Source organism: Micromonospora sp. PTRAS2 (assembly GCF_054052245.1).
Genome location: NZ_JBSWBU010000018.1, coordinates 17,078 through 28,861, shown reverse-complemented (window position 1 = coordinate 28,861; position 11,784 = coordinate 17,078). Strand labels below are relative to the sequence as shown.

At 75.0% G+C, this 11,784-nt stretch carries 10 protein-coding genes; 6 read left to right on the top strand and 4 right to left on the bottom strand.

The genetic code is table 11. The features are described from left to right. The first annotated feature begins 261 nt into the window (after positions 1-261). The 6 genes from ACVMYR_RS30630 to ACVMYR_RS30605 are packed head-to-tail and all read left to right on the top strand — an operon-like array spanning position 262 to position 8,177. Positions 262-1,449, top strand: coding sequence for a LacI family DNA-binding transcriptional regulator (locus ACVMYR_RS30630; protein ID WP_457123450.1), 1,188 nt, complete (start codon positions 262-264; stop codon positions 1,447-1,449). 36 nt (positions 1,450-1,485) lie between these two features. Next, positions 1,486-2,757, top strand: a complete 1,272-nt coding sequence (locus ACVMYR_RS30625) for a sugar ABC transporter substrate-binding protein (protein ID WP_457123449.1) — start codon at positions 1,486-1,488, stop codon at positions 2,755-2,757. 1 nt (position 2,758) lies between these two features. Then, entirely contained in the window at positions 2,759-3,766 is a 1,008-nt protein-coding gene (locus ACVMYR_RS30620) for a carbohydrate ABC transporter permease (protein WP_457123448.1), read from the top strand. Positions 3,767-3,776: 10 nt separating this feature from the next. Next, the gene (locus tag ACVMYR_RS30615) at positions 3,777-4,613 is read left to right on the top strand and encodes a carbohydrate ABC transporter permease (protein WP_043963241.1); all 837 of its coding nucleotides are present in this window, start codon (positions 3,777-3,779) and stop codon (positions 4,611-4,613) included. 49 nt (positions 4,614-4,662) lie between these two features. After that, on the top strand, positions 4,663-6,216 hold the full coding sequence (locus ACVMYR_RS30610) for a glucoamylase family protein (RefSeq protein ID WP_457123447.1): 1,554 nt from the start codon (positions 4,663-4,665) through the stop codon (positions 6,214-6,216). Next, positions 6,213-8,177 (top strand): GH39 family glycosyl hydrolase, encoded by a 1,965-nt coding sequence (locus tag ACVMYR_RS30605; RefSeq protein WP_457123446.1) that lies wholly within the window; start codon positions 6,213-6,215, stop codon positions 8,175-8,177. Before ACVMYR_RS30610 ends, ACVMYR_RS30605 begins: the two co-directional genes overlap by 4 nt. Before the next feature lie 71 nt (positions 8,178-8,248). On the opposite strand, the gene urtE is transcribed toward ACVMYR_RS30605, so the two are convergent. Genes urtE through urtB form a run of 4 tightly spaced genes read right to left on the bottom strand, consistent with a single transcriptional unit; the run spans position 8,249 to position 11,767 of the window. After that, positions 8,249-8,941: an urea ABC transporter ATP-binding subunit UrtE gene (urtE, locus tag ACVMYR_RS30600; RefSeq protein WP_457123445.1), complete on the bottom strand. Its 693-nt coding sequence runs from the start codon at positions 8,939-8,941 to the stop codon at positions 8,249-8,251. Continuing rightward, entirely contained in the window at positions 8,941-9,702 is a 762-nt protein-coding gene (gene urtD / locus ACVMYR_RS30595) for an urea ABC transporter ATP-binding protein UrtD (protein ID WP_077937588.1), read from the bottom strand. The genes urtE and urtD overlap by 1 nt, the downstream gene beginning before the upstream one ends. Further along, positions 9,699-10,883, bottom strand: a complete 1,185-nt coding sequence (urtC, locus tag ACVMYR_RS30590) for an urea ABC transporter permease subunit UrtC (RefSeq protein ID WP_457123444.1) — start codon at positions 10,881-10,883, stop codon at positions 9,699-9,701. Before urtC ends, urtD begins: the two co-directional genes overlap by 4 nt. Then, positions 10,880-11,767: an urea ABC transporter permease subunit UrtB gene (gene urtB, locus ACVMYR_RS30585; protein WP_077937568.1), complete on the bottom strand. Its 888-nt coding sequence runs from the start codon at positions 11,765-11,767 to the stop codon at positions 10,880-10,882. Before urtB ends, urtC begins: the two co-directional genes overlap by 4 nt. Between the last annotated feature and the right edge of the window lie 17 nt (positions 11,768-11,784).

The following is an 11,784-nucleotide window of genomic DNA, read 5'->3' as shown; positions in this document are numbered from 1 at the left end:
CAGCCCGCCGCCGCGCCGCACCAGGTCCCGCAGCACCTCGTTCATGCCGGTGACCGTGCCGATCGGCGCGGCACGGCGCAACCGGCCAGCGACCGGTGCTGTGGACGACCGTCGGGCTGTGGACAGCGCCCGTCGCGGCGGGGCGTCTGCTATGGAGCCGGGCCGGCCCGGGTTGTGGAGTCATCGGTGTTTGCCTATGGTGCTCGGTAACCGGTTTCTGAAACCGGTTACCGAGCGGCGCACGACGGAGCGAGGGAGTCCATGGGCAGCGATCGGCTAACGGTCCGGGAGATCGCCCGGCTGGCCGGGGTGTCGGTCGCCACCGTCTCCCGGGTGTCCAACGGGGTCGGTCAGGTGTCCGAGGAGACCCGGCGGCGGGTGCAGCGGGCCATCGAGGAGCACGGCTACCGCCCCGACCACCTCGGCCGGGCCCTCGCCGCCGGCCGGCACGGCGCGGTCGGCCTGGTGTTCCCCGGGCTGTCCGGCCCGTACTTCTCGGAGCTGATCCAGGGCTTCGAGGCCGAGGCGGTGCACACCCGCACCAGCGTCCACATCCTCTGCACCCACCTGCGGGACGACTCCGACGCCCAGGTCGTGGAGATGGCCCGCCGGGTCGACGGGCTGGCCGTCTTCGGCGGCACCGTCTCCCCCGACACGCTGCGGGAGCTGGCAGCACTCGTGCCCGTCGTGGTGCTCGCCGGCGAGGGGCCGCCCGGCGTGCCGTCCGTACGCGCGGAGAACGTCGCGGCGGCGACGGCGCTGACGCGGCACCTGCTGGCCGACCACGGGCTGCGCGGGCTGGTCTTCGTGGGCGACCCGCGCAACTCGCCGGACGTGACCGGCCGTTGGGAGGGGTTCCGCGACGCGCACCGGCAGCTCGGCCTGCCGCTGCCCCGCGCGCCGCTGCGGGTCGGCCTCGAACAGCACGACGGGGTGTTCGCCGCCGACCAGCTGCTCAGCCGGGCGGCCCCGCCCCGGGGCGTGGTCTGCGCCAACGACGAGACCGCGCTCGGCATGCTCGTCGGCGCGGCGGCCCGGGGCGTGCGGGTGCCCGCCGACCTGGTCGTCACCGGCTTCGACGACATCCCGATGGCCGCGCTCGTCAGCCCGGCCCTGACGACCGTCCGGCAGCCGGTGCGCGAGCTGGCCGGGCGGACCGCGCGGCTGCTGCTGCGGGCCGCGGCGGGCGAGACCGGGGGGTCCGACGCCGCCCTGGTGCTCCCGACCGACCTCGTCGTCCGGCGCAGCTGCGGCTGCCCCGCGACCACCGGGGCCGGCCCCGCCACCGCGCCCAGCCCCGCCACCAAAGCCGGCGCCACCACCGAAGCCGACCGCACCGGGCACCGCCCCGCCACCGCGCACGGGCCCACCGACAAGCACACCACCACCGAGCACGACCCCACGGCTGCCGGACGCCGTCCGGCGGCGGGTGACCGCACCGTGCGGTGACCCGGCCGTGGCGACCCATCCCCCTCAGGAGGCGCAATGAGGCACTGGAGACACGCGACGGCGGTCGTGGCCGCGCTCGCGCTGGGCGTGACCGGCTGCGGCCGGGACGACGGCGGGCCGGGTGCCGGCGGGCCCTCCGCCGGCGGGGCGGTCGCGGAGGGCAAGGCCACCGGCGAGATCACGGTCTGGGCGATGGGTGCCGAGGGGGAGAAGCTGAAGGCCCTGGCCGACGACTTCACCCGGGAGAACCCGGCGGCCAAGGTCACCGTCACCGCGTTCCCGTTCGACGCCGCCCACGACAAGCTCGCCACCGCGATCGCGGGCCGGCAGACGCCGGACGTGAGCATGATGGGCTCCACCTGGATGGGCGAGTTCGCCAAGACCGGGGCCCTGGACCCGACGCCCGCCGGGCTGTTCGACCAGGCCGCGTTCTTCCCGGGCGCGTGGGACACGACGGTGGTCGACGGCACCGCCTACGGCGTCCCCTGGTACGTCGAGACGCGGCTGATCTACCACCGCACCGACCTCGCGGCGAAGGCCGGGGTCGGCAAGCCGGCCAACTGGCAGGAGCTGACCGCGTTCGCCAAGGGGCTCAAGGAGGCCGGCGGGGCGAAGTGGGGCATCTCGCTGCAACCGGGCGGCACCGGCGCGTGGCAGTCGTTCCTGCCGTTCGCCTGGCAGGCGGGGGCGGACGTGCTGGCCGACGGGAAGTTCACCCTGGACACCCTGCAGATGCGGACGGCGCTGGAATACTACGCGTCGTTCTTCCGGCAGGGGCTCGCCCCGAGCCAGGTCGCGCCGGGCGCGCAGGAGAGCGGCTTCGTCTCCGGCGACATCGGGGCGTTCGTCTCCGGCCCCTGGCACATGAGCATCCTGCGCGAGCAGGGCGGCGCGGCGCTGGAGGGCAAGTGGGACGTCGCGCCGATGCCCCGCGAGAAGGCCGGCACCTCGTTCATCGGCGGCGCTGACCTGGTGGTCTACCGGGACACCGACAACCGCGACACGGCCTGGAAGTTCGTCCGGTACCTCACGTCGCCGGCCGCCCAGCAGAAGCTCTACGACCTGGTGGGCAGCCTCCCGGCGGTGACGGCGACCTGGCAGTCGGGCAAGCTCGCCGACGACCCGCTGCTCAAGGCGTTCGGCGCGCAGCTCGCCGACGCCAAGTCGCCGCCGGCGATGGCCACCTGGGAGCAGGTCGCCGACGTCATCGACGACGGCATCGAGCGGGTGGTGCGGGGCGTGACCGACCCGGCCACCGCCACCCGGGAGATGCAGGCCAAGGCGTCGGCCATCGGCACCGGGAGCTGAGGTGGCGTCCGCCCCCGCGCGGCGGGCCGCCCCCACCGGCGGCGCGCCGCCCGAGCGGCCCGGCCCCGGGTGGCCCGGCCTCACGCGGCCCGGCCCGCGCGGCAGCACCGGCGGGCGGCCCGGCCGGCGCGACGTCACCCGCCGCCAGCGGGTCGCGGGGTGGGGCCTGGCGCTGCCGTTCCTGCTGATCTTCACCGTGTTCATGGCGGGCCCCGTGCTGGCCTCGGCCGCCATGAGCTTCACCGACCTGCGCAGCGCCGACCTGCGGAACCCGCTCGCGGTCGACCCGGTGGGCATGGACAACTACGTGCGTCTGCTCGGCGACGAGACCCTGCGGCGGGCCGCCGCCAACACGGCGTGGTTCGTGCTGCTCGGCGTGCCGCTGACGATGGTGCTGGGGCTGGCCGCGGCCGTCGCCCTCGACGCGGGGATCAGCCGGTTCCGCACGTTCTTCCGGGTCGGCTACTACCTTCCGGTGGTCACCAGCATCGTCGCCGTGGCCGTGGTCTGGCGGTTCCTGCTCGAACCCGACAGCGGGCTCGTCAACACACTGCTCGCCCGCCTCGGCGTCGACGGTCCGGCGTGGCTGTCCGACACCCGCACGGCGCTGCCGTCGCTGGTGGTGATGGCGGCCTGGCGGAACATGGGCTTCCTGATGGTGGTCTTCCTCGCCGGCCTCCAGGCGATCCCCGGCGAGCTGCACGAGGCGGCTGCCATCGACGGCTGCGGGGCCTGGGCGCGGTTCCGGCACGTCACCCTGCCCCTGCTGCGCCCCACGCTGCTCTTCGGCGGGGTGGTGACCGGCATCGGCTACCTGCAGTTCTTCGAGGAGCCGTTCGTGATGACGGGCGGCGGGCCGCTGGACAGCACCCTGTCGGTGGCCTTCTACATCTACCAGCAGTTCGGCTTCGGCAACTACGGCTACGCGGCGGCGATCGCGTACGTGCTGTTCGTCGCCGTCGTCGGGCTCACCGCCGCGCAGTTCCGGCTGATGCGGTCGAAGACGTGAGGAGGGTGCCGTGACGACGACCGCGAAGAAACGGGAGCGGGGCCAGCCCTGGGTGTACGTGGTGCTGGCCGGCGGCCTCGTGGTCCTGGTGGGCCCGTTCGTGTGGATGCTGCTCGGCTCGGTCAAGCCGGACGCGGAGATCCGCCGGGTGCCGCCGACCTGGCTGCCGGAGGCGCCCACGCTCGACAACTACCGCCACCTGTTCACCGAGCTGGACTTCCCGGCGTTCTTCCTCAACAGCGTGCTGGTGGCCGGCGCCGTCACCGTGGGCAACCTCGTGTTCTGCTCGATGCTCGGCTACGCCCTGGCGAAGCTGGAGTTCCCCGGCCGGCGCGTGGTGTTCGCGCTGGTGCTGGGGATGCTGATGGTGCCGGGCATGGTCACCTTCGTGCCGCTGTTCATGCTCGTGAGCCGGCTCGGGCTGGTGGACAGCTACGCCGGGCTGATCCTGCCGTGGCTGGCCAGCCCGTTCGGGGTGTTCCTGATGCGTCAGTTCATGACCGGGCTGCCCGACGACCTGATCCAGGCGGCCCGGGTCGACGGCGCGGGCGAGCTGCGGATCTTCGCCCGGGTCGTGCTGCCGCTGTGCGGGCCGGCCCTGGCCACCCTCGGCATCCTGACGTTCCTGTCGTCGTGGAACAACTTCCTCTGGCCGCTGGTCGTCGCGCAGTCGGAGGACCGCTACACCCTGCCGGTGGCGCTGGCCCTGTACGCGATCGGCGAGAACAACACCCGCTACGGCCTGCTGATGGCGGGTTCGGTGGCCGTCATCGTGCCGGTCCTGCTGGTGTTCGTCGCGCTACAGCGGCACTTCGTCCAGGGCATCGCCACGACCGGCCTGAAGTGAGACCATCCGCCCCACCTGACCTGACCGTCCTCACGTGAGGAGTGTCCTCGTGCGATCCAGGTCCCATCCGTTCCGCACCGCGGCGGTGCTGCTGGCCCTCGGGCTGACCGCCGCCGTCGCCCCGCCCGCCGCGGCCGCGCCGCCGACAGCCGCGCCCGCCGGGTCCCCGGCCGCCGCGCTGCGGCAGTACGCCGCCGACACCTGGCGGTCGATGGCCGCCATGGTCGACCCGGGCACCGGGCTGGCGGCCGACAACGTCGGCGGCGACCTCGACCCGGCCGACCGCGCCGGGTACACGTCGCCGACCAACGTCGGCGCGTACCTGTGGAGCACCGTGGCGGCCCGGGAGACCGGCCTGGTCAGCGCCGGCCAGGCCCGCGACCGCATCGCCCGCACCCTCGCCACGCTGGGGCGGCTGGAGGTCCACGAGCCGTCCGGCATGTACTACAACTGGTACGACCCGGCGACCGGGGCGAAGCTGACCACCTGGCCCGTCGACGGCAGCGCCGTGCACCCGTTTTTGTCCAGCGTGGACAACGGCTGGCTCGCCACGGCGCTGACGGTGGTGCGGCAGGCGGTGCCGGAGCTGGCGGGTCGCGCCGACGCGCTGCTGCGCCGGATGGACTTCGGCTACTACTACGACCCGGCGCAGCGACAGCTCCGCGGCGGGTTCTGGGTCGAGCCGCCGCCGGGCTGCTCGCTGGCCGGCAACTACCGCACCGGGCCGGACGTGTTCTACACCTGCCACCACTACGGCGCGTTCAACACCGAGCCGCGCATCGCCAGCTACCTCGGCATCGCCGCCGGGCAGATCCCGCCGGAGCACTACTTCGGCACGTACCGCACGTTCGACCCGGAGGGCTGCGACTGGGCGTGGACGGAGCAGCGGGCCGTCGGCCAGTGGCGCACGTACCTGGGGGTGCGGGTGTTCGAGGGCGCCTACCGCTACCGGGGGCTGCAGCTCGTGCCGAGCTGGGGCGGGTCGATGTTCGAGGCGCTGATGGTGCCGCTGTTCGTGCCCGAGGACCGGTGGGGCCCGCGCAGCTGGGCGGTCAACCACCCGACGTACGTGCGGGCGCAGATCGAGCACGGGCTGCGGGAGGCCGGCTACGGCTACTGGGGCTTCTCCCCCGCCAACGACCCCGACGGCGGTTACCGGGAGTACGGCGTGGACCAGCTCGGCATGGACGGGCCGGGCTACACCTCCGACCAGGAGCGCACCTCGGTCGACCCCGGGTACGGCGAGTGCCGGCCCGCCCAGCCGCCGCCGGCGGGCTACGGCCGGGGCGTGGTGACCCCGCACGCGTCCTTCCTGGCGCTGCGCTACGCGCCGGACGACGCCCTGCGCAACCTGGCGAACCTGCGGCGGGACTTCGACGCGTACGGGCCGGGCGGGTTCTACGACTCCGTCGACGTGACCACCGGGCGGGTGTCGAAGCGCTACCTCGCGCTGGACCAGGGCATGGCGATGGCGGCACTGGGCAACGCCCTGGCCCACGACGTGCTGCGCCGGCCGTTCGAGCAGGGGCCGATGCAGCAGCGGGTCGCCCCGCTGATGCGGATGGAGGAGTTCTCCCTCCCGCACGGTGGGGGGCAGCGATGACGGGCCGCCACGAGGCCGCAGGCCACCACGCCGGGGGCCACGGGGCGGGCGCCGGGGGCCACGACGTGGGCACGGGCTCGGCCGCCGGCAGCGACGCCCGGGGCGACTGGACGCGGCGCATCGCGCTGCGCAGCGACGAACGCGGGGCGGCGGGCGGCACCCCGGTCCTGCCGCCGCCGGCCGGGCTGGCGGCCGTCGCCGGGGTGGGCCACGTGCGGCTGTCCTGGTCGCCGGTGCCCGACGCCGTCGGCTACCTGGTGCACCGGGCCCCGCTGCGCGACGGACGGCCCGCCGGCCCGTTCGCCCCGGTCGACCACCAGGGCGGCGACGTGCTCGCCGTGCCCGACACCTGGTACGTCGACACCACCGGCGAGCCCGGCCGGTCCTACGCGTACGCCGTGGCCGCCGTGCCCGAGGTGACCGTCACCGGTGAGCTGGGCGACCCGGTCGTCGCCGCCGCGCTGCCGGCCGCCGACGGCCCGCCGCCGACGGTGGACGTGCGCGTCGACGCCGCCGCGCCGGGCACGCCGCTGCACCGTCCCTGGCAGCCGATGATCGGCAGCGAGCGGCTGTCGCAGCTGCTGTGCGCCGACACCAGCGGCGGCCGGGAGATCGGGGCGGAGCTGCTGGCGGCCCTGCGCCGCGTCCGCGCGGAGGTGGGCGTCGAGGCCGTGCGGGCGCACGCGATCCTGCACGACGACCTGGGCGTCTACCGGGAGGTCGACGGCCGGCCGGTGCACGACTTCACCGGCGTGGACCGCGTCTACGACCTGCTGCTCTCGGCCGGGCTGCGGCCGGTCGTGGAGATCGGCTTCATGCCCCGCGACCTGGCCCGCGACCCGGAACGGACGGTGTTCGCCTACCGGGGGGTCATCTCGCCGCCGAAGGACTGGGACCGCTGGGCGGAGCTGGTCCGCGCGCTCGTCGCGCACCTGCTCGACCGGTACGGCGAGGCGGTGCTCGGCTGGGACTTCGAGGTGTGGAACGAGGCCAACCTGGAGGTGTTCTGGGCCGGCACCCGCGAGGAGTGGATGCGGCTGTACGAGGTCACCGCCCGCGCGGTCAAGGACGTCGACCCCCGCATCGCCGTGGGCGGGCCGTCGTCGGCCGCCGCCGGCTGGGTCGACGCCCTGCTGGAACACGCCGCGCGTACGGGCACGCCGGTCGACTTCGTCTCCACCCACACGTACGGCAGCCCGCCGCTGGACCTGCGGCCCACGCTGCGCCGGCTCGGTTTCCCGCACGCCCGGCTGCTGTGGACGGAGTGGGGCGTCACGCCCACCCACTTCCACCCGGTCAACGACGGCGCGTCGGCGGCGACGTTCCTGCTCGGCGGCATGCGGTCGGCCGCCGGGCGGGTCGACGCCCTGTCCTACTGGGTGGCCAGCGATCACTTCGAGGAGCTGGGCCGGCCGCCCCGGCTGCTGCACGGCGGGTTCGGCCTGATCACCGTCGGCGGCATCGCCAAGCCCCGCTACCACGCCCTGCGGATGCTCGCCCGGCTCGGCGACACGGAGTTGCCGGTGCGGGCGTCCGGCGACGGCGCGGACGGCCTGGTGCAGGCGTGGGCGAGCCGGCACGCCGACGGCGGCCTCGCCGTGCTGGTCTGGGTGTCGACGCTCGACCAGTCGAAGCGCGACGGCGATCCGGCGCTGGCCCGCCGGGTCCGGTTGAGCGTGGCCGGCGGGCCCGGCGGCGGCGTGACGGTGACCCGGCTCGACCGCGAGCACGGCGACGTCACCACCCTCGCGGGCCGGCTCGGCGTCGGGGACTGGCCGACCGACGGGCAGTGGGACGCGCTGCGGGCCGCCGACGCGCTGCCGGCGGAGCCCGTCGAGCCGGACGTGGCCGGCGGGGTGGCGACGGTGGAGCTGCTGGTGCCCCAGCCGGGCGCCGTGCTCGTCGAGTTCGCGCCGCCTGAGCCGGCGGGCCGAGCCGCCGCGCCGGCGACGGCGGGCTGAGGCTGGCCGAGCCGGCGGCCCGTGACGCCGGGCTGAGGCGGGCCGAGCCGTCGGCTCGGGGCGGGGCGGGGTCACACGGCGAGCGCGGCCCGGACGGCGTGCTCGGCGGTGGCCCCGCCGTCGCCGGTCGAGGTGACCCGGCCCGACTCCAGCACGTAGTAGCGCTGGGCGACCCGCAGGGCGAAGCCGAGGTGCTGCTCCACGAGGAGCACCTGGATGCCGGCGCGGGCGGTCAGCTCGACGACGCGGTCCTGGATCTCGGCGACCACCGAGGGCTGGATGCCCTCGGTGGGCTCGTCGAGCAGCAGCAGCTTCGGCCGGGTGACCAGCGCCCGGGCGATGGCGAGCTGCTGGCGCTGGCCGCCGGAGAGCAGCCCGGCCCGGCGGCGCAGCAGCGGGCGCAGCGCCGGGAACAGGTCGAGCGCCTCGGCGGTGGCCGCCGCGCCGTCGCGCCGGCCGTCGGCGACCAGCCGCAGGTTCTCCCCCGCCGTCAGGTGCGGGAAGCACTGCTGGCCCTGCGGCACGTACGCCATGCCCCGGGCGACCCGCTGGTGCGGGGCGAGCCGGGTGACGTCCTCCCCGGCCAGCTCGACGGTGCCGGCGCGGGGCCGGCGCAGGCCCACCGCGACCCGCAGCAGGGTGCTCTTGCCGGCCCCGTTGTGGCCCAGCACGGCGGCGACGCCGTCGGCGGGGACGGCGAGGTCCACGCCGTGCAGCACCTCGCTGCGTCCGTACCCGGCGTGCACGCCGCGCAGTGTCAACATCACGCCTCCGTGGGAGCGTCGACGGGGTGGCCGAGGTAGACCTCCTGCACCCGGGGGTCGGCCTGGACCTGGGCGACGGTGCCCTCGCTGAGCACGCGCCCGGCGTGCAGCACGGTCACGGTGCGGGCGAAGCGGCGCAGGAAGTCCATGTCGTGTTCGATGACGACGACGGTGCGGTCCCGGCTGACCGTCTCCAGCAGGGCGCCGGTGGCGTCGCGCTCGTCGTGGCTCATCCCGGCGACCGGCTCGTCGAGCAGCAGCAGCCGGGCGTCGGAGACGAGCAGCATGCCGATCTCCAGCCACTGTTTCTGCCCGTGGGCGAGGGTGCCGGCGAGGTGGTCGGCCCGGTCGGCGAGGCCGATGGTGTCCAGGGCGGCGACGACCTCGTCGGGCAGCCGTCGCCGGCGGCGGGCCAGCGTCCACCAGCTCCGGCCGGCCCCGGCGGCGATGTCGAGGTTCTGCGCGACGGTCAGCTCCTCGAACACGGCGGCGGTCTGGAAGGTGCGGCCGACGCCGAGGCGGGCGATGCGGTGCACGTCCCGGCCGAGCAGTTCCCGGTCGCCGAAGCGGACCGAGCCGGTGGCCCGGACCAGGCCGGTGACGGCGTCGACGAGGGTGGTCTTGCCCGCGCCGTTGGGCCCGATGAGGAAGCGCAGGTCGCCGGCGGGCACGTCCAGGTCGACGCCGTCGACGGCGGTGAAGCCGTCGAAGCTGACCCGCAGGCCCCGCACGCGCAGGCCGTCGCTCTGTGCGTCGGTCATGCCGCCGGCACCTCCGTCCGGGTCCGGCCGCCACGGGCGGGCGGGACGCGGCGCCACCAGGGCGGCCGGTCGGGCGTCGCGCGTCGGGTGCGCCGCAGCGCCCACAGCGACGCCAGGCCGCCGGGGAGGAACGCAACCACCAGCACGAACAGCAGCCCCTGCAGGTACGTCCAGGTGCCCGGGAACCGCTCGGACAGCGCGGTACGCGCCCAGGCGACCGCGACCGCGCCGAGCACCGGGCCGAGCAGGGTGGCCCGCCCGCCGACGGCGACGCCGATGACGAACTCGATGGACGGCACGATGCCGATCAGGGCGGGCGAGATGATGCCGACGGCGGGGACGAACAGCGCCCCGGCGAGGCCGGCCATGCCGGCGGCCACCACGTACGCGACGACCTTGACGGTGGCCGGGTCGTAGCCGAGGAACCGGACCCGCTCCTCCCCGTCGCGCACGGCCACCAGCAGCTCGCCGTAGCGGCTGTGGATGAGCTGGCGGGCCAGCGCAAGCAGCCCCAGCAGCGCGGCGGCGATCAGGAAGTAGACGGTGCGCTGGTTGACCGGGTCGTCGAGGTCGTAGCCGAAGAAGCCCTGGATGTCGGTGAGGCCGTTGGTGCCGCCGGTGGTGCCCTGCTGGCCGACCAGCAGGATCACCATGGCGGCGGCGAGGGCCTGGCTGAGGATGGCGAAGTAGGCGCCCCGCACGCGGCGGCGGAAGACCAGCGAGCCGAGCCCGAAGGCGACGACCATGGGCAGCAGCACGGTGGCGGGCAGGGCGAACCAGGGGCTGGCGAACGGCCGCCACCACCACGGCAGCTCGTCGAGCTGCCCGTACAGCTGCATGAAGTCGGGCAGCGCGCCGGGGCCCGCGTCGGCGAGCTTGAGGTGCATGGCCATCGCGTAGCCGCCGAGGCCGAAGAAGACGCCCTGCCCGAGGGTGAGCATGCCGCCGCGCCCCCAGGCGATGCCGATGCCGACGGCGACCATGGCGACGCACAGGTACTTGGCCAGCAGCGCCAGCCGGAAGTCCGACAGCACCAGGGGGGCCGCGCCGAACAGCAGCGCCGCGCCGGCGGCGAAGCCGAGCGCCGCGCGGGCCCGGCCGCCGGTGCGGCGTGCGGGCGGCGGCGGTGGCGGCGCGGCGGGCTCGTCGGCGGCGGTGGCCGGGCCGGTCACGGTGGTCATGCGAGGCTCCTGGTACGCAGGGTGAACAGGCCCTGTGGCCGCCACTGGAGGAACGCGACGATCGCCACGAAGACGATCACCTTGGCGACGCTGAGGGTGGTGAGGTATTCACCGGTGGCCTGGAGCACGCCGAGGGCGAAGGCGACGATCACGCTGCCCTTGAGCTGGCCGATCCCGCCGACCACGACCACCAGGAAGGCGTCGATGATGAGGTTGGTGCCCATCGTCGGGCCGATCGGCCCGAGCAGGGTCAGCGCGACCCCGGCGACGCCGGCCAGGCCGGAGCCGACGAAGAAGGTGGTGCGGTCGACCCGGGCGGTGGCGATGCCGGAGACGGCGGCGAGGTCGCGGTTCTGCACCACGGCGCGGATGCGGCGGCCCAGCGGGGTGAGCCGCAGCGCGAGGGTCAGCGCCACCACGGCCGCCACGGCGAGGCCGAGGATGAACAGCCGGTTGTTGGCGACGGTGATGCCGCCGGGCAGCGCCACGTTGCCGGTGAGCAGCGCGGGCGCGCGGGTCTGCACGTTGGGGCTGCCGAAGATGTCCCGGGCCGCCTGCTGGAGCATCAGCGACACGCCCCAGGTGACGAGCAGGGTGTCCAGGGGCCGGGCGTAGAGGCGGCGGATGAGCAGCACCTCCAGCAGCACCCCGAGCGCGCCGGCCACCGCGAAGGCGACGGGCAGGGCGACCAGCAGCGACCAGCCGGCCGAGGTGATCGTCTGCTGGAGCACGTAGGTGGTGTAGGCGCCGGCCATGATGAACTCGCCGTGGGCCATGTTGATGACGTTCATCTGGCCGAAGGTGAGCGCGAGCCCGAGCGCGACGAGCAGCAGGACCGCGCCGATGCTGATGCCGGTGAAGAGCTGTCCGAACAGGACTGTCACGGTTGCTCCGAGGAGGG